The sequence below is a fragment of the Nonomuraea maheshkhaliensis genome (genome assembly GCF_039529435.1).
Lineage (GTDB): Bacteria > Actinomycetota > Actinomycetes > Streptosporangiales > Streptosporangiaceae > Nonomuraea > Nonomuraea maheshkhaliensis.
In genome coordinates this window covers 66,682-90,948 of the sequence record NZ_BAAAMU010000028.1, presented here as the reverse complement: position 1 = coordinate 90,948, position 24,267 = coordinate 66,682, and the positions used below count along the sequence as shown (strand labels likewise).

Here is a 24,267-nt window from a genome sequence, read left to right as displayed (position 1 = left end):
TCCGCCCTCCGCCCGGTGCTCGGTCTCACGGATCCCCGGCGCGGCTCCGGTGCGAGCGGGCCGCCGTTCAGGAGAACGCGGCGGGGGGCTCGCACGACGGGACGCCGGCCGTCGGGGGCCGCGCGGCTCAGGCGGGCGACTCGGACGGATGGTCCGGGCGGGCGGCTCAGGCGGAGTCGCGGACGACGAGGACGGGGTCGAAGATCTTCGAGATGGCCGGCCGTCCCGGCTGCTCGATGTGGGCCAGCAACATCCGGGCCATCTCCCCGGCCATGTCCTCCACCGGATGGCGGACGGTGGTGAGCGGTGGCCGGCACGCGGTCGCCGCGCTGCTGTCGTCGAAGCCGACCACGGCGACGTCCTCCGGCACCCGCCGGCCGTGGTGGCGCAGCGCGACCAGCGCCCCCTGGGCCATCAGGTCGTTGGCCACGAACACGCCGTCGAGGCCGGGATGCTCCTCCAGCAGGCGCTCCATCGCCGCCTCGCCGCTGTGGTGGGTGAAGCCGCCCTCGGCGTGGGGCACGTAGGCGTGGCCGTGGGCGGCCATCGCGTCCAGGAAGCCGGTCAGCCGGGACTGCCCGGCCGGCACGTCGAGCGGGCCGGAGATCGTCGCGACGCGGTGGCGGCCACGCGAGACGAGGTGGTCGGCGGCGAGCTTGGCCCCGGCGCGATGGTCGACGTCGACGTAGCTGATCGGGATCGGCTCGGCCGGCCTGGCGAACAGCACGGCCGGCACCCGCGCCTCGACGAGCAGCCGGGGGAGCGGGTCGGCCGCGTGGGTGGAGACCAGCAGCGCCCCGTCGGCGTTGCCGTGGCGCAGATGGGTGAGGACCTGGGCGTGGATCTCGGCGCTCTCGGCGAACATCAGGATCGGATGGATGCCCCGGGGCCGCAGGAAGCCGACGATGCCGCCGACGACGCGGCCGAAGAACGGGTCGGCGAAGACCTGGCCGGGAAAGGGGGCGTCGGCGCCCTCGCCGCCCGCCCCCGAGACGACGAGCGCGATGGCGCCCGTGCGGCGGGTGACGAGGGAACGGGCGGCGTGGTTGGGCACGTAGCCGGTGGTGGCGATGGCCCGCCTGACGGTCTCCTGGATCGCCGGATCGACGTTGCGGATGCCGTTGATCACCCGGGAGACCGTGGACCGCGAGACTCCCGCCGCGCGGGCCACGTCTTCCAGAGTGATGGACGAGCCTGATGACGGCGAGGGATCTTGCCTCATCAGCCCTTTATAGCACAGCGCTCGGAGAGCGCTCTCCGACACCTCCTCTCATGGCCGGGGGAGCTGGAAGTCCTCGGTGAGCGCGGCGCCGCGATGCGGTTTGTACAGGTCGTAGCCGCGCGGGTTGCACTGGAGGCCGCCGTTGATGCAGTGGGTCACCAGCGCGTCGAGGATCGCCGGATCGTCCCAGGCGTTGAAGAAGTCGTAGTGCCAGGTGTAGCCGCGCCCGCTGGACAGGCGGGCCTGGGACAGGTCGCCGTCCGCCGGGAAGGCGATCTTGAACTCCAGCATCGGCACCGCCACCGGATGCCCGGCCGGGCAGTAGCCGCCGACCGGGTAGGCCATGTGGCTCTTGTGGTCGGCGCTGTCCAGGTTGACCCCGTCCCAGCAGCTCGGCGCCTGGTAGCGGACGTTGACCTGGGTGCCGGGCGCGCAGGAGCGGGGGATGTCCCAGCTGCGCGACAGGTCGCCGCACTCGAAGCCCTCCACGGCGCCGGGCGCGTCGCGGAACTCCTCCAGGCTCGCGTACGGGCTGCCGACGACGAAGCGCAGACCCTGCGGGAACGGCTGCACCCGCCAGTACTCCAGGATGCCCGACTTGTAGTAGATGACCTGGTCGCCGGTCGGCTGGATCAGCTGGTCGCCCTTGTAGAAGCTGGGGAACCAGTACGCCGACCGGTCGTGCGGGTTGGTGCACGAGGTGCCGCCGCCGAGCAGCGACGCGGCCGTGCTGCCCGCGTGGGTCGTCCGGTTGCCGACGAACGTGTGCATGTGCGAGGCGCCGGGCAGGCCGGGGTAGACGATGGGGTCGTCGGGCCGGTTCGCCGTCCACGAGCAGTTGGCCTGGAACTCGTGGTGGGTGACCTCGTCGGTGTAGGTCGGGCTGGGCCTCGGCGTGGTGGGCGAGCCGCCGCTGCCGTAGACCTGCATCTCCCAGAGGGAGTAGCCGTAGCCGGTGGCTCGGGCGGTGCCGTAGAGGCGGATGTGGCGGCCGGTGGCGGTGAGGTCGATGGTCTGGGTGCCGCCGGTGCCGTTGGTGGTGGTGTGGGCGTCGGTCCAGGTGTCGCCGTCGTTCGAGGTCTGGATCCTGAACGCGGTGGCGTACGCGCTCTCCCAGGTCAGCACCACGCGGCTGATGGTGGCGGGCCCGCCGAGATCGACCCGCAGCCACTGCGGATCGGCGGCGGTGCTCGACCAGCGCGTGGTGGTGTTGCCGTCGAAGGCGGCGCCGGCGCTGTAACCCGTGCCCTCGACGGAGGAGGCGGTCGCCGGCCGCCCCTGCGAGAGCAGGCCGTCGGCGGCGACGGCGGGCGCCATCGTGGTCAGGCCGGCCGCGACCAGCGCGATGGCCGCGGCGAGTGCGACGCACATCGCTCTCAGGGGAAGCTTGGCGGGGCTGCGGGAAGGGGGCATGGTCTCTCCTCCAACGGGTCGGAACGACACACGTAGGAGAGCGCTCTCCAAAAGAGTGACCGCTGCGGTGACCGGTTGTCAAGCGGGGGAGGAACGACAAGCGCCGCGACCTGCCGCGTTTCCAGTGGATGAGCAGGGCGTTTCGTCCCGGTGAAGAAATGGGTCTTGACTCGGCGGCCGGGCGGGAGGACTCTCCGTTACGGAGAGCGCTCTCCCACCTGAGCCGTGCCCGCGGCCCGGCACCCCCCGTCGGTAGGAGAGGTCGTGCATCCAACTCTAAGTCCGGGCCCGCGCCGGTTGACGGCGGTCGCCGTCGCGCTGGCGGGCCTGATCGTGTCCCTGCTGGGCTTCCCCGTTCCCGCGGCGGCCGACAGCCTGCTGTCCCAGGGCCGTCCGGCGACCGCCTCCTCGGAGGAGGGGGCCGCCTACAGCGCGGCGGCCGCCTTCGACGGGGACCTGACCGGTACCCGGTGGTCCAGCTCGTTCAGCGATCCGCAGTGGCTGCGGGTCGATCTCGGCACCTCCGCGAGCATCAGCCGCGTCGTCCTCACCTGGGAAGCCGCGTACGCCACCGCGTTCAGGATCCAGACCTCGAACGACGGCGACACCTGGACCGACGCCCACACCACCACCAACGGCACCGGCGGCACCCAGACCATCGACCTCACCGCCACCGGCCGCCACATCCGCCTCTACGGCACCGCCCGAGCCACCGGCTACGGCTACTCCCTCTGGGAGATGCGGGTCTACGGCAGCACGGGAACGGACCCGGGCCCGGATCCGGGCACGTGGAGTGAGGTGTGGCGGGACGACTTCACCGGCCCGGCGGGCGGCTCGCCGTCGGCCGCGAACTGGATCCCGCGCACCGGCACCTCCTACCCCGGCGGCCCGGCCAACTGGGGCACCGGCGAGGTCGAGACCATGACCGACTCGACGGCCAACGTGCACCTCGGCGACGGCCGGCTGACCATCAAGGCGATCAGGGACGGCGCGGGCCGCTGGACCTCCGGCCGGATCGAGACCCGGCGGGCCGACTTCGAGCCGCGGCCGGGCGAGCTGCTGAGGTTCAGCGCCATGATCAAACAGCCGGACGTCGCGAACGGGCTCGGCTACTGGCCCGGTTTCCGTGCCACCGGCGCCGCCTTCCGCGGCGATCACACGAACTGGCCGGGCATCGGCGAGACCGACATCATGACCGCGGTCAACGGCCGCGACCAGCTCGCCAACACCCTGCACTGCGGCACCGCCCCGGAGGGGGTGTGCAACGAGTACAACGGCCGCACCAGCGGCTTCGCGAGCTGCGCGGGCTGCCGGACCGGCTACCACGAGTACACGCAGATCATCGACAGGACGAAGACCGACGAGGAGATCCGCTTCCACCTCGACGGCCGGCAGACCTGGGTCGTACGCGAGAGCCAGGTCGGCGTGGCCGCCTGGAAGGCCGCCGTGCACCACGGCTTCTACCTCCGCCTCGACCTGGCCATCGGCGGCTCGCTGCCGGACGCCCTGGCCGGCCTCACCACGCCCACCGCCGCCACCACCTCCGGCGGCGAGCTCAGTGTGGACTGGATCGCGGTCTCCCGGCAGGCCGGCTCCGTCCCCGCCGAACTGACCGACCCGCCCGTCCCCGCCGGGCCGAGCGTCGTGCGGGTGACCGGCTCCCAGGGTGACTGGCGGCTGACCGTGAACGGCTCGCCGTACCTGATCAAGGGGGTGACCTACGGCCCGCCGCAGGCCGCCGCCGACGGCTACATGCGCGACCTGAAGGCCATGGGGGTCAACACGATCCGCACCTGGGGCGTCGACGACGCGCACACCCCGGCGCTGCTGGACACCGCGGCCCGGCACGGCATCAAGGTCATCGTCGGGCACTGGCTGAACCAGGGCGCCGACTACGTCAACGACACCGCGTACAAGACGAGCGTGAAGAACGAGATCGTGGCCCGCGTGAACGCGCTGAAGAACCGCCAGGGCGTGCTGATGTGGGACGTCGGCAACGAGGTGATCCTCACCATGCAGGACCACGGCCTGCCCGCCGACGTGGTCGAGCAGCGGCGGGCCGCGTACGCGAGGTTCGTGAACGAGGTGGCAGAGGCGATCCACGCCGCCGACCCCAACCACCCGGTCACCTCGACCGACGCCTACACCCACGCCTGGACCTACTACAAGGCACACGCCCCGGCGCTCGACCTGCTGGCGGTCAACTCCTACGGCGCCATCGGCACCGTCAGGCAGGACTGGATCGCCGGCGGGCACACCCGGCCGTACATCGTCACCGAGGCCGGACCTGACGGCGAGTGGGAGGTCCCGAACGACGTCAACGGCGTCCCCGACGAGCCGGGCGATCTGGAGAAACGGGACATGTACCTGGCGAGCTGGAACGCCGTCACCGGCCACGCCGGCGTCGCGCTCGGCGCCACCGAGTTCCACTACGGCCTGGAGAACGACTTCGGCGGCGTCTGGCTCAACACCACCACCGGCGGCTGGCGCCGTCACGGCTACCACGCGCTCAAGCGCGCCTACACCGGCCAGGCCACCGGCAACACCCCGCCCGCGATCACCTCGATGACGGTCGGCTCGCAGACCGCCGTGCAGGCGGGCAAGGAGTTCACCGTCGAGGTCGCCGCGTCCGACCCGGACGGCGACCTGATCCGCTACAACGTCATGGTCGGCGACAAGCACATCACCGGCAACCGCGGCCTGACCCAGGCGCGCTTCACCGAGACAGGCCCCGGTCGGTTCGCGGTGACGGCGCCGGAGCGGATGGGCGTGTGGAAGGTGTACGTCTACGCCTACGACGGCCACGGCAACGCCGGCATCGAGCAGCGCTCGTTCCGCGTGGTGCCGCCGGTCGTCGCGGGCACCGACCTGGCCAGGGGCAGGCCGACCACCGCCTCGACCTATCAGGCGAACGGCGACGGCGGCCCGTTCACCCCCGACCGGGCCACCGACGGCAGCTTCACCACCCGCTGGGCCAGCGAGTGGGCCGATCCGCAGTGGATCCAGGTCGACCTGGGGCGGGCGGCCGCGATCAGGCACGTCCAGCTCGGCTGGGAGGACGCCTACGGCGCGGCGTACGAGGTGCGGACGTCGGCCGACGGGGCCGGCTGGACGACCGTGCACAGCACGGCGAGCGGGGACGGCGGGTTCGACGAGATCGCGCTGAACGCCTCCGCCCGCTACGTCCGGCTGAACCTCACCCGGCGCGGCACCGCGTACGGCTACTCGCTGTGGCACTTCGGCGTCTACGGCTGACACGCCCGGTGCGGTGTCCCGGACGCAGCCCGGGACGCCGCACCGGCACGTTCATCCGGCGGCCGCGATCGGTGGCGCGCCGCTGCCCTCCAGCCGGGTGGTGATCGCGATCCGGTTGTGCGTGTTGATCACCGTCGCGGCCCAGATCAGCGCCGCCAGCTGGGTCTCGTCGAAGAGGCCGGCCGCCTCGGCGTACACCGCGTTCGGCACCTGACCGGCGAAGACCAGCGTGATCGCCTCCGTCAGCGACAACGCGGCCCGCTCCCTGGGACTGAGCACCTTGCTGTTGCGCCAGGCCCGCACGTCGCTGATGCGCTGCTCACTCTGACCCATCGCCCGCGCGTCCCGCAGATGCCGGGCCAGCGAGAGGGAGCAACCGTTGATCTGCGACGCGCGGATCCTGACGAGCTGCAGCAACTCCGGCTCGATGCCGGCGGCCCGCGCCGCGGCCATGGCGGCCTCGTGCAGGGCGCTCATCGCACTGGAGACGTCCGGGGTCACGTCCTTGATCGCGATCCGGGTGACAGTGGCATCAGACGTGGCGGCATCGGACAGGGAGGCATCAGACATGGCGGGGCTCTCTTCTCGCTCGTTGAAAGGCGCCTGCGTTACGGCTGGGGATACGCGGCGCCCACCTCCGAGGTTCGATCGCCGAGGGCCGCCGGAGCTCACGGGAGCGGCTGGGGGTGCACCGTCCAGCTGCGCCGGGCGTTGAGCGTGGCGGGCTCGAATCCGGCCAGCCGCTTGTAGCGCAGGGCGATCTCCTCGCGCTCGGCCAGCGGCAGCACATCCTCCACGTCGGTGAAGCCGCCGGGGGCGCGTTCGTGGGCCAGCCGCAGGATGACCTCGGGCCCGTCCTGGCGGTTGGCCAGCACGACGCCGCCGGTGACCGGCCGCCGCTGCTCCTCGTAGAACTCCAGGCCCAGGCCGTGGGCCAGCGCGTACGCCAGGACGCGGGCGTCGATGACGGCCTGGGTGCCGCCGTTGGAGCCGGTCGGGTCCATCGGGTGCGCCGCGTCGCCCATCAGCGTCACCCGCTCCGCCGACCAGCGGGGTAACGGGTCATGGTCGACGAGCGGGTACTGGAACACCTGCTCCCCGCCCTCGATGAGCGCGTGGATGTCCAGCTCGTCGCAGTGCCGGCCGCGCACGTGGGGCAGGACGTGCTCCACCGCGACGGGCCGGTTCCAGTCGCCCGTGGGCACGCCCTCGACGCGCGCCCGGTGCTGGATGGCCCGGTTGATCAGCCGGGCGCACGCCTCGCCGGGCGGCGAGGACGGGGTAGATGACCAGCTTCTGCGTGCTGTCGCCGATCATCAGCATGGAGCCGCCGGTCAGGAACGGCTTGGCGTACGTGGTGCCGCGCCACAGCACGTCGCCGCCCGGCAGCGGCTCGCCATCGGCGGGGAACAGGGCCCGCCTGACGCTGGAACGGATGCCGTCGGCGCCGACGAGCAGGTCGGCCTCGTGGCCGGGGCCGGTGACGGGGGAGCCGAGGACGACCGACTCAGGCCCCAGGCGCTCGCGTACGGCCTCCAGCAGCATCAGCTGCAGCCGGCCGCGGTGGATCGAGTATTGAGGCCACCGGTAGCCCGCGTGCAGCCCGCGCGGCTCGGACCAGATCCGATGCCCGCGATGGGTGAGGAACGTCGGGTCGGCGGTCGCCACGCCGATCGCGGCCAGGCGCTCGCCCAGGCCGAGCTCGATGAGCTCGCGCACGGCGTGGGGGAGCTGGTTGATGCCGACCCCGAGCGGGTGCAGCTCCGCCACCGCCTCGCGCACGGTCACGTCCGTGATGCCGGCCGCGTGCAGGATCAGGGCCGCCGTCAGCCCGGCGATGCCGGCTCCTGTGATGATCACGCGCGGGGGTCGCGTCGTCATGGGAGTCCTCCGGTGGCGCTCCCCTGCTCCGGGTCGTCGCACTCGGCGGTTCGCGGATCATCCGCCATATTCACATGGTCGTCTCTTCCGCCCGGTGTTTCTACGAGGCGGAGAGCCGGTCCCAGATGCGCCCGGTGTCCCAGGCGTACTCCCAGGCCTGGATGTCGGGCGGCTGGACGCCGAGGCCGGTCAGGATGGCGCAGACCTGCTCGCGGTGGTGGTTGGCGTGGTTGACGGCCTGGGCCAGGAAGATGCCGGTGCGGGTCTCGCGGGTGCCCTCGTCGATGACGAGGACGGCCTCGACGTCGATCGGCCGGGCCAGCACCTCTTCCCACAGCCGCGCGGCCTCCGACGCCCGTTTCAGCAGCTCGTCCAGGCCGGCCTCGGTCTCGTCGTCCACCCAGGAGATCTCGGTCCCGGCCAGGCGCCGCACGTAGCTCCCGTCGCACTCGACGATGTGCTGCAGGGTCGAGCGGATGCCGCCGAACGTGCCGACCCCGCGCACCTCCTGCTGCTCCGCCGAGAGCCGCTGATCCCGGCAGAACTCGATGAGCCGTCCGGTGGCCCAGGTGTTGTGGCGGATCGTGTCGAGCAGGATCGCGTTCATGGGTTCCCCTTCCGCAGCGTCCGATCTTGATGCTGTGCGGACCACCCGTGCGGGCGCAACGTATTTAACGCCCGGGGGGCGGCCTCCGACCCGATGGCCCTCCCAGTACGCCGACGTGAGGGGGAGCGATGGCCAAGCGTGACAGGAAGACGAGCCCGACCAGGAAGCCACCCAGCCGGAGCGGCAAGAAGTCGGAGCTCCCGCCGTCAGGACCGGGATCCGACGTCTCCTCAGGGCCCGGATCCGGCGTCGGGGTGATGCCGCCGCCCCCGATCCGCGTGTCACGGCCGAGAGCGGCCAGACCGGCGAACCTGAGCGAGAAGCAGCACACCGCCGACTTCACGCTGACGAAGCGCGAGGCGCTGGAGAAGAAGGCCGAGGCGGAGCGGGTCAAGGCCGCGCAGAAGGAGGCGGCCGCCGAGGTCTCACGCAAGCGCACCCTGATCGAGACGCTTCCGTTCCGGGAAGAACTCGTCAACGCGCCCAAGCGGAACAGAACACTGTCCGTGACCGAGCACAAGGACCTGCCTCGCGGCACGGTCGTGAAGCTGTACCCGGTGCCCCGCACCGAGGACGACCTGCTCAAGACGATCGGGTTCAGCTCGCTGCAGCGCACCCCCTCGCCCTACGGCAACCGCATGGGCGACCATCTCACCTTCTGGCAGGGCGAGCTCGACAACCTGCGCTTCCGCCTGTACGACAAGACGATCGACGAGGCCGCGGAACAGCTCCTGGAGATGCAGCAGGAGGCCCAGGAGTGGATGTCGGCCCCGGACTCCTTCGGCATGACCCAGTTCGACCGGCTCCCCGACGCCGACAGCCGCGTCAAACCCCTGGAGAACTACGCCTACCACGTGGCCGAGCTCTGCGACGTCGCCATGGACGACGGGAGCACCGACAAGGAGGCCAAGGACGCCTTCTCCGGCGCGGTCGGCCAGTTCCTGGCCTACCAGAACTTCCTGCCGTACACCACGGTGCGCGCCGCCACCGAGCGCGGCTCGACGGGCTCGGGCGAGGGCGCGTCCCGCAAGGTCCTGATCGCCTTCGAGAAGGAGGGCATAGCCGCCGCGGAAGAGCGCAGAAGGCTCCTGGCCGAGCAGGCGGATTCGGACGAGAGCCGCGACGACACCGAGGAGGACGAGCCGAGAGAGGCTCTCGACGAGGACGATCCGATGCGTCAGCCGCTCGACGACGCGCTGTGGAACGGGTTCGCGTTCGACGCCGCCATCCGCGAGTCCGACATCTGGTACGTCCTCGACCCGAGCATCGTCGAGTCCATCAGCGGCAGCCACCAGCAGCTGAAGGACATCGCCGACGGCCTGAGGAACCTGACGCGCGACCTGAAGAAGGTGGACACGGAGGCGATCGCCACCCTCCGCGACCAGGCCGAGAGCGTCATGAAGCAGCCGGGAGCCGTCAGGGACGTCCACCTGGCCGCCGGACGGATCAAGGACGCCGCCGACCGCCTGCTCGGCCTCTGGGGCACGGGGGAGGACAAGCCCCCCACCCGCAGGCAGGTCCGCGAGCAGCTCGGCAAGATCGACGAGGCGGTCCTGCTCGCCGCCGGTGCCGTCGCCGTGTACCAGAGCACCGCCGATCAGGCTCTGGAGCGCTGCGCCGACGTGCTGGGCAGCAAGCTGCACCAGCATCAGGAGACGATGGTCGCCTACACCAGGGCCGTGGTGGCCTCCGACTTCCTGACCATCGCCGACCCTGCGACCAACGAGGCCAACGCCGCCGACGCCGCCCACGCCGCCACCCGGCGGCTGGAGCAGGCCCTGCGTACGCTGCGACCCGCCCTGTTCGCGAAGGGCGACCCGGCACGGCTCACCGAGGTGCTGGACGCGGTCGCGGCCCGGCACCGGGAGCAGGAACCGATCGTGGTCCCGCCGCCCAACGACTGGGCCGCCCACGCCGCCCGTACGGAGCTCACCGTCGAGTTCAAGCCGCTGGCCAAGCCGAAGGTGAAGACCGACGGCCGGCCGGCCACCCCGGCGGGCATCGCGGGGATGGGCTCCCACACGACCGCGTGGGCGATCGAGAAGCAGCATCCCGACGCCGTGATGATGAAGGCGAAGAACGAGAAGGCGTGTGTCACGGCGCTGGGCGCCGCGGTCCGCAGTGACCTCAGCTCCACGGTCATGCAGCTGGACGCCCTGCTGCCCTACGACCAGCTGGAGGCCGGCCAGATCGGCAACATCCTGGCCGCCGCGTACGAGGTGCTCACCGCCGGGAACGGCGAGCAGGCGACCACGGCCTACCTCACCTTCCGCAACGCCCTGCCGTACGCGACCGTCGACGCCGGCGACCGTACGTTCCACGGGGAGGACGAGAACGGCAAGGAGGGCGACACCTTCGACACCGGATCGCTGCGGCACGCGATCACCCTCAAGAGCGGCGAGCTGGCCAACCCGAAGCACTACGGCGCGGAGACGAAGCTGGCGGTGGCCATCGAGGACCTGAAGGCGGCGCTCGCCGAGAAACCGCCGACCGGATGGGCGTCGAACCCCGCCCTGGCCGCCGCCGCGCGCGCCTCGATCAACCGGCTCACGATCACGCAGACCAAACTGCGCACCCCCGCGGCGACCCCGGTCGACGCGGAGGAGATCATGACCGTGCGCAGGGCGGAGCACAAGAAGGTCTGGAACGAGGTGCAGAGGTTCCGCAAGACCCTCTCCCTCCCGTCCTGATCTCCGGCGAAGTACGCTGTTGCCGGTTTCGTCCCACGCGGAACCGCTCCAGCGTCTCCGGGGAGGTCCGGCTTCGATGACCACGACGTTCGGTGTGATCGGCAGCGGGCGGCGAACCCGGTTCTTCCTGCGGCTGGCGAAGGCGATGCCGGACCGGCTGCGGGTCGCCGGCGTCGTCACCCGCAGCACCGACCGGGGCGCCGCGATCACCGCGGAGTGGGGCGTGCCGGCCTTCGGCTCGATCGACGAGCTGCTCGGCCACGAGCGGCCCGGCTACCTCGCCGCCGCGGTGACCTGGGACGCGATGCCGGGCGCCGGGTTCGAGGTGGCCGCGCGCCGGCTGGCCCTGCTCGCCGAGACGCCGCCCGCGCCCGACCTGGCCGGGCTGCGCTCGCTCTGGGCCGACGTCGGCGGCTCCGGGCTGGTGCAGGTGGCCGAGCAGTACCTGCTGATGCCCGGGCACGCGGCCCGGCTGGGGATCGTGCGCGACGGCGTGATCGGCGAGCCGACCTCGGTCCACGTCTCCTCGACGCACCTCTACCACGCGGTGTCGATGATCCGCGGCCTGCTCGGCGTCGCGGTCGAGCCCGCCGAGGTCCGCGCGGGCGCCTTCGAGGCGCCGCTCGCCGACCCGCTCGGCCCCGGCGGCTGGCGCGGCGGCGCCACGCCCCGCCCGGCGACCACCACCATCGCCACGATCGGCTTCGGCGGCCGGATGGGCCTGTACGACTTCACCGACAACCAGTGGTGGAACCCGCTGCTGTCGCGGCGCATCGTCGTGCGCGGCTCGACCGGCGAACTGGCCGACGACCGGGTGATCCGGCTGGCCGACCCGCTCACGCCGGTGGAGTCACGGCTGCTGCGCCGCGACACCGGCGTGGACCTCGACCTGGAGGCGCGCGACCTGCGGCACATCAGCTTCGACGGGCGGGTGGTCTATCGCAACCCGTTCGCCGGTGCGGGCCTGTCGGACGACGACATCGCGGTCGCGGACCTGCTCGAACGCACGGGCGCCTGGGCGCGGCAGGAGGGGCCGGCGCCGTACCCGCTGGCCGAGGCCTGCCAGGACCACCTCATCGGGCTCGCCATCGGGGAGTCGGCCAAGAGCGGCGGCCCGGTCACCACGGGCACGGAGCCCTGGGCGAGCTGACGCCCCCGCCGGCCGGCCCAGGGAGAAGGAAGTGATCGCGTGTCCGAACCCCGTACCACCCCCGCCTGGCGCTACGCCATCGGGATGCTGGGCACCTCCATCCCGATCAACCTGATCAAGGGATCGATGATCCTTTACTACGTCGACATCCTCGGGCTCGACGTGCGCGCCTACGGCGTGGTCATGGTGATCTACGCGGTCATCGACGCGGTCGACAACCCCCTGCTCGGCCACCTGTCCGACCGCACCCGCAGCCGCTTCGGCCGGCGCCGCCCGTGGTTGCTCGTCGGCGCGCCGATGCTGGTGGCCTGCATGATCGCGTTCTTCTCCGCGCCGTCCTCGCTGCGGGGCATGGGGCTCGTGCTGTGGTTCGCGGTGTTCGCGATCCTGTGCGAGGCTTTCGACTCGATGATCAACGCCAACTACGGCGCGCTGCTGCCCGAGCTCTACCCGCGCGAGCGCGACCGCGCGGTCGCCAACGGCCTGCGCCAGGGCTTCCAGCTGGTGGCGCTCGTGCTGTCGCTGGCGGTCACCCCGCTGCTCACGACGAGCGTGTTCGGCACCGAGGAGTCCACCGAGGGCTTCCGCACCACGGCGATCATCTACGGCGCGGTCGCGCTCGTCGTGATCGCGTTCATGGCGCTCAGCGCGCGCGAGCGGCCCCGCTACTCCACGCGCGAGCGGCCGCGGCTGCTGCCGAGCCTGTGGTCGATCGTGCGCAACCCGATGTTCTGGTCGGTCGGGCTCATCGGCGCCTGCTACGGCATCGCCATGGCGCTGGTGCTGTCGGGCATCCAGCTGTACGTCCGCTACTCGCTCGGGCTCCCGGTCGTGAACGCCCTCTATCTCCAGGGCATCGTCATCCTGGTCACCGCGGGCGGCCTCATCCTGTGGACCCGCCTGGTGGCCCGCCGTGGCGCGCTGTGGGCCTGGCGGATCGCCTTCGCGGTCCTCGCGGCCGGCTTCGCCGCCCTGTTCTTCGCCACCGGCCTGGTCACCGCGATCGCCGCGGGGGTGCTCGTCGGCGCAGGCTGGTCGGGCATGCTGGCGACGAACGACCTGATCGTGGCCCGGGTCCTGGACGCGGACGCGGCCCGCAACGGGGAGCACCGCGAAGGGCTCTTCCTGTCGGCGTTCGGCTTCTTCGGGCGGCTCAACGGGATCGTGACCGGGCTCGCGCTCACCTCGCTGGGCGTGTTCCTCGGCTACAACTCGGGCGACGATCCCGGCGCCGATCCCGGGCTCGCGTTCCGGGTGTACCTGTGCGTGTATCCGCTCGTGCTGACGACGATCGGCGCGGTCGCGGCGCGGCTGGTCTCGGTCCCGATCGAGACACCGCCCGAGGCGACCGACCCGGTCCCGCCGCCGGGACCGGGTCCTGAGGACGACTCGGGCGCTGCGGACGACCCGGGCCCCGCGAACGGCCCGGTTACGAGCTCGGTGGAGGAATCCGTGGACGGACCGGCCGTGGAGCGTCCCCGATGAGCCGCCGCGTCGTGATCACCGCCGACGACCTCGGCCGCGAGCAGGGGACGACCGAGGTCATCGCCGCGCTGCTGGCCGAGGGACACGTCTCCGCGACGACGCTCATCTGCGTCTCACCGGTCGCGGAGGCGGCCGCGAAGCAGGTCAGGGAGCTCGGCGTGCTGCCCAGGCTGCACGTGACGCTCACCAGCGAGCGTGGCGTCCCGCGCTGGCAGCCGCTGGCCGGCCCGGCCAGCCTCGCCGATGGGGACGGAACGCTCAGCGCCGACCCCATGGTCCTCGGCGCCCGCCGCGAGGCTCGCGACGTCATCGGGGAGGCGCAGGCGCAGCTGCGCTGGATGCGCGAGCGCGACCTCGCGCCCGTGGCGGCCGACTCCCACGCCGGCACCCTCTACGGCCTGCACGGCAGGTCGTGGCTGGCCGAGACGCTCGACTGGTGCGCGGCCCACGGCCTGGCCTTCCGGCTGCCCCGCGACCCGGAGCCGTACTTCGGCGGGCCGCTCCCGCCGCCGCTCGCGGCGGCCCACCGGCGCGCCGTGGCCCACGCCGACGCGCTGGGCGTGGCCATCCCCCAGACGATCGCCACCAACCGCCGCACGGCCGCCGAACTGGGCACGTACGAGACACTCAGGGACGACTACCTGCGCCGGCTCGCGGCCCTGCCCGAGGGCACCAGCGAGCTGTTCCTGCACCCGTCCCGCGAGGACGCGGTCGAGGGGACGGACGGCGTCGTACGCTCATGGGAGGCGCGGCTGCTGCGTGATCCGGTGTGGCACGCCGCCATCGAGAGCGAGGGCGTCGAGGTGGTCGAGGGCTGGTGGGACTGACGGTCCGCGCCCGGCCGGGCAGGCGGCTGCTCGCCCGGGTCTGGCTCCGGCTCGGCGCACGGGTGCGGTGGCGGCTGCTCTACCTGTCCCAGGCCACGTTCATGGTCGGGGTGACGGGCGTCGTACGCGACCGCGACGGCAACGTCCTGCTGCTGCGCCACCGCTTCTGGAACGAGCGGCGGCCCTGGGGGCTGCCGACGGGCGGGGCGAAGCGCGGGGAGACGTTCGAGCAGACGGTCGCCCGCGAGGTGCGCGAGGAGACCGGGCTTGAGGTGACCGTGGGCGAGCTTTTGCAGCTCAGGAGCGGGTTCCAGCTGCGGGTGGACGTGGCGTACGAGGCCCGCTACGCCGGCGGCGGGACCCTGCGGCTCAATCCGACGGAGATCCTGGAGGCCCGCTGGTGCGCCCCCGGCGACCTGCCCGAGGGGCTGCTGGAGTCGCACCGCCTCCTCATCGAGGCGTCAGGTGGGCGGCGCGGCCGTGGTGGAGAAGGCGGGGTCGAGGTGCGCGGTGTCGTTGAAGCGGCGCAGGATCCACCGGGCCTCGGTCAGCACCAGATGTGACACCGAGCCGTTGTCCGCGCCCAGGAACGCGAACGGCCGCGACCCCGTGGCCGCCGCCAGCGCCTCGGCGATCACGCCACCGTGGGTGACGACCACGATCCGCTGGTCGGGGTGGGCGGCGGCGAGCCTGCCGAGCGCCACGCGCACGCGATCGGAGAAGTCCGCGGCGGGCTCGGCGCCCGGGATCACGTCCCAGCGCTCCTCGGCCGCCATGCGTTCCGCGATCGGATGCCCCTCCGCGACCATGCGCCGGAACAGGCCGCCCTCCCACTCGCCGAGGTACACCTCGCGCAGTTCGGGCTCCACCACCGGTGTCAGGCCGAGCCGGGCGGCCAGCGGCGCGGCCGTCTGGGACGTGCGCCGCAGTGAGCTCACGTAGATCGCGTCGACGCGTTCGGCGGCCAGCCGCTCGGCCACCCGCCGCGCGTGATCGTGACCCTCGGGCGCGAGCTCCGGGTCGTCCTGGCCGTCCACCAGGGCGAACGGCCGGCCGGGGCGGGCGGGCTCGGACTCGCCGTGCCGGACGAGGAGGACCTCGGTCGCTCCTGGCGGGGTGAGGAACCGGCCCTGCCGGTATTCGACCGGCTTCGTGCTCTCAGCTGTCACAGTCACCGGACGATACTCGATCACCACTCGGTCACCCCCGTGGCGGATCAAGGCCGGGCCCGGGGGCGAGCCAGGCCAGTGCCGCCGTGACCAGGGCCTCCGTGCCCATGCGCAGCGTCGGCGAGAGCACCGGCGCGAAGGCGGGGGAGTGGTTGCCCGGCACGTCCTCGGCCAGCCGGTCCTCCCGCACCGCCCGCTCGTACGTCTCCGGGTCGGCGCAGCCCAGCCCCCAGAAGACCGACGGCGCCCCGGCCTCGGCGCCGAAGACACCGAAGTCCTCGCTGCCCATCAGCGGCGCCAGATCCGTCACCCGCTCCGCCCCGAACCGGGCGCTGAACGCCTCCCGGACGACCGCGGTGGCGCCGGGGTCGTTCACCGTCAGCGGGAAGGAGTTCAGCGTGCGCAGCTCGGGCGGTCGGGGCGCGCCCGACGCCGCGGCCTCGGCGCGCACCACCCGCTCGACCCCGTCCAGCAGCCGGCGCCGTACCTCGGGCGAGAACGAGCGGAGGTTGACGGTGATGCTCGCCTCGTCGGCGATGACGTTCTCCTTGTGACCCGCGTGGATCTGGGCCACGGTCAGCACGGCCCGGTCGAACGGCGACACCTCGCGCGAGACGACCGTCTGCAGCCGCATGACGGTGGCCGCGGCCAGCACCACCGGGTCCACGGTGTGCTCGGGCTGCGAGCCGTGCCCGCCCCGGCCGTACAGGCGGATCTCCAGGCTGTCGGCGGCGGCCATGACCTCGCCAGGGCTGACCAGCACCGTGCCCGCAGGCCGCGGGAAGACGTGCTGGCCGAGCACGACGTCGGGGCGGCCGACCAGGTCGAGCAGCCCGTCGTCCACCATCGCCCGCGCCCCGCCCGCCACCTCCTCCGCCGGCTGGAACACCGCCACCAGCGTGCCCCGCCAGCGCTCCCTCCCGGCGGCCAGCGCGGCGGCCGCGCCGGCCAGGCACGTCACGTGCATGTCGTGGCCGCAGGCGTGCATCAGCGGCACCCGCCGGCCCTCGGCGTCCTGGGTGGTCGCGGTGCTCGCGTACGGCAGGCCGGTCGCCTCGGCCACCGGCAGCCCGTCCATGTCGGCGCGCAGCACCACCGCAGGCCCGTCGCCGTTGCGCAGCACGCCCACGACACCCGTGCCCCCGACCCCGGTGCGCACCTCGAACCCGGCCGCGCGCAGCCGCTCGGCGGCGACGCCCGCCGTGCGCTCCTCCTGGAAGGACAGCTCGGGGTGGCGGTGCAGGTCACGGTAGAGGGCCGTGAGCTCGTCGCACGTGGCGTCGTCGAGCCCGGCCAGGACGGCGTCGGTGGCAGCGGTCATGCGAGTGCCCGTTCCAGTCGGTGATCTCTCCGGCGAGTGTACGCCGGGCGCTTCCGACCTGTTCGGAGGCACCTGCCTGCTCTCCTCGCTCGCTCGCCTGACGCTTGAGCTCGTCGCCGCTCTTAGTACGAGCATTCTTGAAACATCCGTCTTCGCCGGGAAAGTCTGTCTACGGTCGGCTGTTCGGGGCTATCGTCGCCTCTGGTTCTCCGTGAGAAAGGCGCTTCCGTGACGCAGCTTGTCGTCGAAGGCCATGGCGTGTCCGTGACCCTCGATCCCGGACGTGCGTACCGGCTGGGTCGTGACCCGAGGTCGGACGTCGTCATCAGCGACGAGCGGGTCTCGCGGACGCATGCCGAGCTGCGGTTCGAGGGCGGCCAGTGGATCCTGGAGGACGTGGGCAGCCGCGGCGGCACGTACCTGGGCGGCCGGCGGGTGCAGCGGGTCGCCGTCGGCCCTGGCAGCAGGATCGACCTCGGCCACCCGACGGACGGCGGCGCCATCACCTTCCGCACCCCCACCCTGCCCCCACCGCAGGCGACCCCGTGGCGACCGGGCGCCTGGACCCCGCCTCCGCCCGGACCCGCTGCCGTCCCTCCGCCTTCGCCCGCACCCGGGCCTGTTCCCCCGCCCCGGCCCGCACCTCCGGCGCCCGCCTGGCAGCCCGCGCAGCCGGGAGGTGCCATGCCCTCGCCCACGCCCACGCTCCGGCTGACAGCACCCACCTCGGGGCCTGGGCAGCCGGGTGGTGCCGGGCCGACGCCCACGCTCCGCCTCCCCCGTACCGGGCAGTGGCGGGAGCCGGCCACGGTCAGGGACCTCGGCGGGGCGCAGATCGTACGCATCGGCCGGGCGCCCGAGAACGACATCGTCGTCACCGACCTGAGGGTGTCGCGGCGGCACGCCGAGCTGCGCATCGACGCCGGCGGCCACGAGATCGTCGACGTGGGCAGCAGGATGGGCACCTACGTCAACGGACAGCGCGTGCAGCGCGCCCGCGTCACGCCCGACGACCTCATCGGCATCGGCCCCTCGTCGTTCCAGCTCGTGGGCGACACGCTCATGGAGTACGCCGACACGGGCGAGGTCTGCCTCCAGGCCCACGACCTCACCGTCACCGTGGGGGACGGCAAGGTGCTCCTCGACCACGTGTCGTTCCCGGTGGGCGAGAAGTGCCTGCTGGCCGTGGTCGGGCCCAGCGGCTCGGGCAAGTCCACCCTGCTGCGCGCCCTCACCGGCCTGCGCCCCGCCGACCAGGGCGTCGTCACGTACGACGGGCGCGACCTCTACCGCGACTACGCCGAGCTGCGCTCCCGCATCGGCCTCGTGCCGCAGGACGACATCCTGCACCAGCAGCTCACCGTCCGCCGCGCCCTCATCTACGCCGCCGAGCTGCGCTTCCCCGACGACACCCGGCAGCACGAGCGCAAGGCCCGCGTCGACGAGGTGCTGCAGCAGCTCGGGCTGGCCAACCGCAAGGACAACCGCATCTCGTCGCTCTCCGGCGGCCAGCGCAAGCGCGTCAGCGTCGCGCTCGAACTGCTGACCAAGCCGTCGCTGCTCTTCCTCGACGAGCCGACCTCCGGCCTGGACCCGGGCCTGGACAAATCGGTCATGCAGATGCTGCGCGGCCTGGCCGACGAGGGCCGTACCGTCGCCGTCGTCACCCACAGCGTCGCCAACCTGGACATCTGCGACCGGCTCCTCGTGATGGCGCCGGGCGGCAAGATCGCCTACTTCGGCCCGCCGGAGGAGGCGCTGCCGTTCCTCGGCTTCACCGACTGGGCGGATGTGTTCATCGCCTTCGACGACCCCTCCAGGGACTGGGCCGGCGAGTTCGCGCGATCCGAGCCGTACCAGAAGTACATCGCGGCCGACCTGATCCAGCCCGTCGCGACGCGCCACCCCGTCCAGCGGGAGCTGCCGCCGAAGCAGCAGAGCTGGCCGGAGCAGCTCAGCACGCTGGTGCGCCGCTACTGCCGCGGCATCGTGGCCGACCGGCTCTTCCTCGGCATCACCATCGCGCTGCCCATCGTGATGGGCCTGATGGCCCGCGTCGTCCCGACCGGCAACCTGATGGGCCCGCCGAACAGCAACGGCAACTCGGCGAACCTGCTGCTGATCCTGTGCATCGGCGGCTGCCTGACCGGCTCGGCGAACGCCGTACGGGAACTGGTCAAAGAACGCGCCATCTACCAGCGAGAACGGGCGGTCGGGCTGTCCCGCTCGGCCTATCTGTGCTCCAAACTGCTCGTCCTCGGCGTGATCACCGTGGCGCAGGGCGTGGTGCTGACGTACGTGGCGATGCTGAACGTCAAGACGTACGACACGGGCGTGTTCACGGCGCCGATGATCGAACTCTCGCTCGCCGTCGCACTGCTGTCGTTCACCGCGATGACCGTGGGCCTGCTCATCTCCGCGCTGGCCAAGACCAGCGAGACCACGATGCCGCTGCTCGTCCTCGTCACCCTGGTCCAGCTCGTCTTCTGCGGGGCGCTGGTGCACCTGGACGACAAGCCGGTGATGGAGCAGCTCTCGTGGCTCGTTCCGGCCCGCTGGGCCCTGGCCGCGCTGGCGGCCACGCTCGACGTGGGCCAGCTCATCCCGCACATCCAGGACCCGCCGGACCCCTTGTGGAGCCAGGACCTCGGCACGTGGCTCCTGGACATGAGCGTCCTGGCGCTCCTCGCCGTCGTCTGCGCCTTCCTGGTGGCCCGCATGCTGCGCCGCCACGAGCCGGCGGTGATGCGCGGCAGGTGAGACCGTGGCCCTGGTTACGGCGAGTGGGGTGCGACCGCGCACAGGTAGGCCGACTGTTCCAGTAACTCCGGCGTCACCTTGACGCCGGTCAGGTATTCGGCCATCGCGAAGTACGACTCGCTGCTGTGCGCGATGTCGAAACCGACCCGCCGCGCGATCTCGTCGAATTCCTCGGCTGATCGGATGACGGTGTCGATGTCAGGAGAGCTCGACTCCAAGGCCAGGCGCTCCTCGCCGTCCTCCACACAGAGGAAGTCCTCCATTCCGTTGACATTGAGGAAATGGGAGACCAGCCGGGTGCCCGCCGACAGCCGCTCGGCGAGGTCCGGCTGCACGCCCATGAACCCGTTGGGCTCGACGATGAGCGCCCAGCCGTCGACGGCGACGACCCCGAAGAAATGGCCGTACCCGGATTCGCGTCTCCCGAGGTCGGAGAACGCCATCCTGATCAGCTCCTTGAATCCCGTCGGCGGGAAATCTCCGGCTTGGGCCCCGGTCCGGGTGATGACCTGCTCCGGTGTCAGGCCGTGCACGAGGGTGAAACAGTACGCCTCGCGCAGATCGGTGTAGGCGTCGCAGGCGAACCGGCCGTAGGTGAACCAGGCGTAGTCGGCGGGAGTCGCGATCATGCCGACATGTTGCCAGCCGGGAGCGACAGAAACGGCCACGTGGCGTGCCGGTACGGGGAGAGCGGTGGGATGCTCTGCCCCGCGCCGGCACGCACAGCGACGTGTCCTAGCGTGGTGCGGGTTCGGGGGCGAGGGGCGGGCCGTCGGGGAGGCCGTCGGGGGCGCGCCAGGTGGACAGGAAGCCCTCGGCCACGGCGCACGAGCCCGCGAACGGCCCGTCGGGATGCTCGAGCGCCGTGCCGGTGAGCTCGGCGACCCGCTGCTCCACCAGGGTCCGGGCGGTGGCGGCGTCGGTGACCTGGCGGTTGCGCTCGGAGATGTAGCCGATCGTGGCGCCGGCCCCGCAGACGAAGTCCGCCAGCGTCAGCACGCCGCGCTCGCGCAGCGCGCGCAGGCCGGCGTCGGTGTAGGGGACGTTCGCCGCAGGGGCGACGACGCGGGCGCGGACCTTGGCGGCTCGACTGGCACTCAGGGTGCCGGTGCGCGCGCCGGGCACGAGCACGTCCGCCGCCACCTCGTACAGCGACTCGGCCGGATGCACGGGCAGCCCGAGCCGTTCCACGCAGGCGTCGCCGTGCTCGGCACGCAGCTCTTCCAGGGCGGTGACGTCCAGCCCCGCCTGGTCGGCCAGCCACCCACGCAGCGTCGACAGCGCCACGATCCGCGCGCCCCGCCGCGCGGCCTCCCGTACGACGGCGCCGCCCACCTTGCCGAACCCTTCGACCGCGAGCGTCCGCCCGTCCAGGCCGCCGAGCGCCGTCTCCGCCGCCACGACCACCCCCAGCCCGGTCACCATCGTGTCCACCAGCTCGCCACCGACCTCCTGGTGCATCACCGCGTCGGTACGGTAGCCGGGCAGCGGTGCGAAGTCCTGCGTACGCGTGCCCAGGTCGGAGGCCGTGAGGAACTCCTCCTTCTCGACCAGCGGAGTGATCTCCCGGCAGTAGCGGGCCACCGTGACCTCCCGGTCCGCGGCCTCGGCCCGCAGCACCGCCTTGGCGCCGCCGATCCGCTCACCGAGCACGGCCAGCTTGTACGTCATCGCCCGCGCCAGCAGCCCCGCCTCGCCGGGGGTCACGTCCGGGGCCAGCCGCGTCCCGCCCGCGCTGGTCGGGCAGTCCAGGTCGAAGGCGATGTACCCGTCCACCGAGGCGAGCTCCACGATCCTCATGCGCGCTCCTCACGTCATGCGATACGTCATTCGATCGGCGCCGCCGGGAAGATGACGACACCTGCCGACCAATCTCGACGCCAACCCGCGCTCTGTCCATGGCAGCCCAGGGAAAATCGCCTGCCCCCGGCGGCCAGGAGGCTACTGCGTCACCTCCTTCAGCAGGTCGCGCAGCCGTTCGACCAGCTCGGGATCGCCGTCGAAGGTCAGCGCCGAGCCGTCCGCCCGCCGCCACAACCACAGCAGCACGTCCTGGGGCGCACCCGAGATCGACGCCTCCCCGGGCGCATCGTCCCTGGTGACCTCGACGCCCGAGGCGGCCAGGCGGACCAGCAGGCGATCCGCTCCCGCCGTGATCGACACCGCGCGCCCGTCCGCGCCGGACAGGGCCTGCCCGAAGTCCTCCGGCCACTGGAGGGAGGCGAAGGCGAGGAAGGTCACGAGGATCTCGTCGATGCCGTCCACCGCCAGGTCGGCCGGGATCGGCACGATGGACTCACCGGCCGCCAGCTCGGCGTCCACCCGGTGCACCACCGTCTCCAGCGCCATTCTGCGCGCCCAGAACCCGACGGTCTGGTCGGGGTCGTACCACGTCAGCGCCTGCTCCTCCGGCTTGCGGGAGGTGAGCTCGCCGCGCAGCCCGGCCATGGCGCGATCAAGGTACGCCGCGGGGCCGTCCGGGTCCGGCTCGGGCGGCCAGGGCCTCGGCCAGGCGCCGCGGCACATCGTCTCGACCTTGTGCAGGAACGTGTCGCCGACGTGCTTGAGCAGGTCGGCGGTGGTCCACCCTGGGCAGTGGGGCACCGGGGCGGCGAGGTCACGGATGGCGGTCTCGCGCATCCGCGCGTAGTCCAGTTCGATCAGGTGTACGTATCGGCGCTGATCCATCCGCCAAGTCAAACACGGGCGCGGCACCGCTGTCGGCTGCTCTGGCGTACCGATCGTCAAGAGGCCGCGGCGCCCGGCGACCGTCCGTACGACGACGGCCGTCACCGCCATGACGTGGCGGTGACGGCCGGTCGGAAGAGCATCAGGTCAGTGGGCGGGCCAGGCGGGGCCATCGCCCTCGCCGGTGTCGGGCGCCCGGGCCGGGAGGAGCAGGGCGGCGACGACCACGGCCACGGACAGGGCCGCGCCGATGATGAACGCCAGCCGCATCCCGCCCAGATCGGCGAGCCCCTCGCTGACCCCGGCCGCGGACAGGGCCTCGGCCCTGGCGCTCATCACGGTGATCACGAGCGCGGTGCCGAAGGCCGCGGCCACCTGCTGCAGCGTGCTCAGGATGGAGCTGCCGTGGGAGTAGAGCCGCGGCGGGACCGCGCCGAGCCCGAGGGTGAAGACGGGAGTGAAGGTCGCGGCCAGGCTCACCATGAGCAGCGCGTGCAGGCCGAGGATCTGCCAGAACGGCATCGTCATCGAGACCTGGGTGAACCCGGTGAGCGCGAGCGTGATCCCGATCGCGCCGGGCACCACCAGCACCCGGCCGCCGAACCGGTCGAACAGGCGGCCGACGGTCGGGCCGAGCAGCCCCATCGCCAGGCCGCCCGGCATCACCAGGAGCCCGGTCTCCAAGGCGGTGAGCCCGCGCAGGCTCTGCAGGTAGAGCGGCAGCAGGATCATCGAGCCGAGCATCGCCATGAACGCCACCGACATGAGGATCAGCGCGACGGTGTAGGTGCGCTGGCGCAGGGTGCGCAGGTCGAGCAGCGGCACGCCGTGCTTCTGCAACCACAGCTGGCGCAGCACGAAGCCGAGGATGGTGACCAGCCCGGCCACCACGATCGCGGCGGCCACGCGGGCGTCGCCGCCCTCGAACCGGCTGAGCCCGTAGACCAGGCCGCCGAAACCGGCCGCGGCGGTCACCACGCTGAACCAGTCGATGCTGCCGCGCTCGGTCTCGCCGACATTCTGCAGCCGCTTCAGGCCGCCCCACGCGATCAGGGCGGCGATGGGCAGCACCACGGCGAACAGCAGGCGCCAGGACCCGAACTGCAGGATCACGCCGGAGACCGTCGGGCCCATCGCGGGCGCGACCGACATGGCCAGGGTGACGTTGCCCATGACCTTGCCGCGGTCCTCCTCGGGCACCACCCGCATCAGGGTGGTCATCAGCAGCGGCATCATCACGGCCGTCCCGGACGCCTGGACGATGCGGGCGACCAGCAGCACGGCGAACGACGGCGCCGCCATCGCCAGCGCGGTGCCGAGCAGGAACAGCCCCATCGCGGTGGCGTAGGCGGCCCGGGTGGACACACGCTGGAGGAACCACCCGGTGATCGGGATGACCGCGGCCATGGTCAGCATGAAGGCGGTCGAAAGCCACTGCGCGGTCTGCTCGGTGATGTGCAACGCCGCCATCAACCCCGGAATGGCGTTGATCATGATCGTCTCGTTGAGGATGACCACGAACGTGGCCAGCACCAGCAGCCGGATCACGGGCGGCGTGCGGCCGGACCCGGCGGCTGCGGGCTTGGCGGGTGAGTCGAGCTCGGAGATGGTCACGGAACCTCGTTCGGGGTCGTCGGGGGAGAACCGGTCGTCGCCGGGGATCCGGGCTTCGGTTTCACAGGATGTGGTCGTCATGTACAGACTGACCGGTGCCACCGACAAAACTCATCGGCCGCGCCCAACGATGCGCCATGAAGTGGGATATGTCACCCGAATTATCGCCGCTACTCGCAGTTCAG

At 72.1% G+C, this 24,267-nt stretch carries 19 protein-coding genes; 7 read left to right on the top strand and 12 right to left on the bottom strand.

The window, feature by feature from the left end; genetic code table 11:
- Positions 1 to 166 precede the first annotated feature (166 nt).
- Positions 167 to 1,222, bottom strand: coding sequence for a LacI family DNA-binding transcriptional regulator (locus ABFX54_RS20850; protein ID WP_346107144.1), 1,056 nt, complete (start codon positions 1,220 to 1,222; stop codon positions 167 to 169).
- A gap of 48 nt (positions 1,223 to 1,270) precedes the next feature.
- Positions 1,271 to 2,635, bottom strand: a complete 1,365-nt coding sequence (locus ABFX54_RS20845; RefSeq protein ID WP_346107142.1) for a DUF1996 domain-containing protein — start codon at positions 2,633 to 2,635, stop codon at positions 1,271 to 1,273.
- Between the two features lie 264 nt (positions 2,636 to 2,899).
- Here ABFX54_RS20845 and ABFX54_RS20840 point away from each other — a divergent pair, with 264 nt between their 5' ends.
- On the top strand, positions 2,900 to 5,890 hold the full coding sequence (locus tag ABFX54_RS20840; protein ID WP_346107140.1) for a discoidin domain-containing protein: 2,991 nt from the start codon (positions 2,900 to 2,902) through the stop codon (positions 5,888 to 5,890).
- Between the two features lie 51 nt (positions 5,891 to 5,941).
- Here ABFX54_RS20840 and ABFX54_RS20835 read toward each other — a convergent pair whose 3' ends face one another.
- The 4 genes from ABFX54_RS20835 to ABFX54_RS20820 form a co-directional block, all read right to left on the bottom strand.
- Complete coding sequence (locus ABFX54_RS20835; protein ID WP_346107138.1) at positions 5,942 to 6,460, bottom strand: carboxymuconolactone decarboxylase family protein; 519 nt, start codon at positions 6,458 to 6,460, stop codon at positions 5,942 to 5,944.
- 98 nt (positions 6,461 to 6,558) lie between these two features.
- Positions 6,559 to 7,041 carry an FAD-dependent monooxygenase gene (locus tag ABFX54_RS20830; protein ID WP_346107136.1) on the bottom strand — a complete coding sequence of 161 codons (483 nt, stop codon included), beginning with the start codon at positions 7,039 to 7,041 and terminating at the stop codon, positions 6,559 to 6,561.
- A complete protein-coding gene (locus tag ABFX54_RS20825) occupies positions 6,953 to 7,771 on the bottom strand; it encodes a Rossmann-fold NAD(P)-binding domain-containing protein (RefSeq protein WP_346107134.1) in 819 nt (272 codons plus the stop codon). The genes ABFX54_RS20830 and ABFX54_RS20825 overlap by 89 nt, the downstream gene beginning before the upstream one ends.
- 100 nt (positions 7,772 to 7,871) lie before the next feature.
- Positions 7,872 to 8,378, bottom strand: a complete 507-nt coding sequence (locus tag ABFX54_RS20820; protein ID WP_346107133.1) for a DinB family protein — start codon at positions 8,376 to 8,378, stop codon at positions 7,872 to 7,874.
- Between the two features lie 128 nt (positions 8,379 to 8,506).
- Between ABFX54_RS20820 and ABFX54_RS20815 the strand changes: the two genes are divergently transcribed.
- The 5 genes from ABFX54_RS20815 (at position 8,507) to ABFX54_RS20795 (ending at position 15,093) form a co-directional block, all read left to right on the top strand.
- Positions 8,507 to 11,068, top strand: a complete 2,562-nt coding sequence (locus tag ABFX54_RS20815; RefSeq protein ID WP_346107131.1) for a hypothetical protein — start codon at positions 8,507 to 8,509, stop codon at positions 11,066 to 11,068.
- A gap of 76 nt (positions 11,069 to 11,144) precedes the next feature.
- The gene (locus tag ABFX54_RS20810) at positions 11,145 to 12,218 is read left to right on the top strand and encodes a Gfo/Idh/MocA family oxidoreductase (protein ID WP_346107129.1); all 1,074 of its coding nucleotides are present in this window, start codon (positions 11,145 to 11,147) and stop codon (positions 12,216 to 12,218) included.
- A 39-nt stretch (positions 12,219 to 12,257) separates the two neighbouring features.
- Positions 12,258 to 13,703, top strand: a complete 1,446-nt coding sequence (locus ABFX54_RS20805) for an MFS transporter (RefSeq protein ID WP_346107128.1) — start codon at positions 12,258 to 12,260, stop codon at positions 13,701 to 13,703.
- Positions 13,700 to 14,530 carry a carbohydrate deacetylase gene (locus ABFX54_RS20800; protein ID WP_346107126.1) on the top strand — a complete coding sequence of 277 codons (831 nt, stop codon included), beginning with the start codon at positions 13,700 to 13,702 and terminating at the stop codon, positions 14,528 to 14,530. Before ABFX54_RS20805 ends, ABFX54_RS20800 begins: the two co-directional genes overlap by 4 nt.
- Positions 14,521 to 15,093 carry an NUDIX domain-containing protein gene (locus ABFX54_RS20795; protein ID WP_346107124.1) on the top strand — a complete coding sequence of 191 codons (573 nt, stop codon included), beginning with the start codon at positions 14,521 to 14,523 and terminating at the stop codon, positions 15,091 to 15,093. Before ABFX54_RS20800 ends, ABFX54_RS20795 begins: the two co-directional genes overlap by 10 nt.
- On the opposite strand, the gene ABFX54_RS20790 is transcribed toward ABFX54_RS20795, so the two are convergent.
- Positions 14,992 to 15,705, bottom strand: a complete 714-nt coding sequence (locus tag ABFX54_RS20790; protein ID WP_346107122.1) for a histidine phosphatase family protein — start codon at positions 15,703 to 15,705, stop codon at positions 14,992 to 14,994. The two genes, ABFX54_RS20795 and ABFX54_RS20790, sit on opposite strands and share 102 nt — an antisense overlap.
- Positions 15,706 to 15,730: 25 nt before the next feature.
- Positions 15,731 to 17,020, bottom strand: a complete 1,290-nt coding sequence (locus ABFX54_RS20785) for an amidohydrolase (protein WP_346107120.1) — start codon at positions 17,018 to 17,020, stop codon at positions 15,731 to 15,733.
- 228 nt (positions 17,021 to 17,248) lie between these two features.
- On the opposite strand from ABFX54_RS20785, the gene ABFX54_RS20780 reads away from it, so the two are divergent.
- Positions 17,249 to 19,780, top strand: a complete 2,532-nt coding sequence (locus ABFX54_RS20780; RefSeq protein ID WP_346107118.1) for an FHA domain-containing protein — start codon at positions 17,249 to 17,251, stop codon at positions 19,778 to 19,780.
- A gap of 14 nt (positions 19,781 to 19,794) precedes the next feature.
- On the opposite strand, the gene ABFX54_RS20775 is transcribed toward ABFX54_RS20780, so the two are convergent.
- From ABFX54_RS20775 to ABFX54_RS20760, 4 genes are all read right to left on the bottom strand, one after another.
- Positions 19,795 to 20,409 carry a DUF6461 domain-containing protein gene (locus ABFX54_RS20775; protein WP_346107117.1) on the bottom strand — a complete coding sequence of 205 codons (615 nt, stop codon included), beginning with the start codon at positions 20,407 to 20,409 and terminating at the stop codon, positions 19,795 to 19,797.
- Between the two features lie 106 nt (positions 20,410 to 20,515).
- A complete protein-coding gene (locus ABFX54_RS20770) occupies positions 20,516 to 21,580 on the bottom strand; it encodes a Glu/Leu/Phe/Val dehydrogenase dimerization domain-containing protein (RefSeq protein ID WP_346107115.1) in 1,065 nt (354 codons plus the stop codon).
- Between the two features lie 141 nt (positions 21,581 to 21,721).
- Positions 21,722 to 22,468: a maleylpyruvate isomerase family mycothiol-dependent enzyme gene (locus ABFX54_RS20765; RefSeq protein ID WP_346107114.1), complete on the bottom strand. Its 747-nt coding sequence runs from the start codon at positions 22,466 to 22,468 to the stop codon at positions 21,722 to 21,724.
- 147 nt (positions 22,469 to 22,615) lie between these two features.
- Positions 22,616 to 24,082, bottom strand: a complete 1,467-nt coding sequence (locus tag ABFX54_RS20760; RefSeq protein WP_346107112.1) for an MDR family MFS transporter — start codon at positions 24,080 to 24,082, stop codon at positions 22,616 to 22,618.
- Positions 24,083 to 24,267 lie beyond the last annotated feature (185 nt).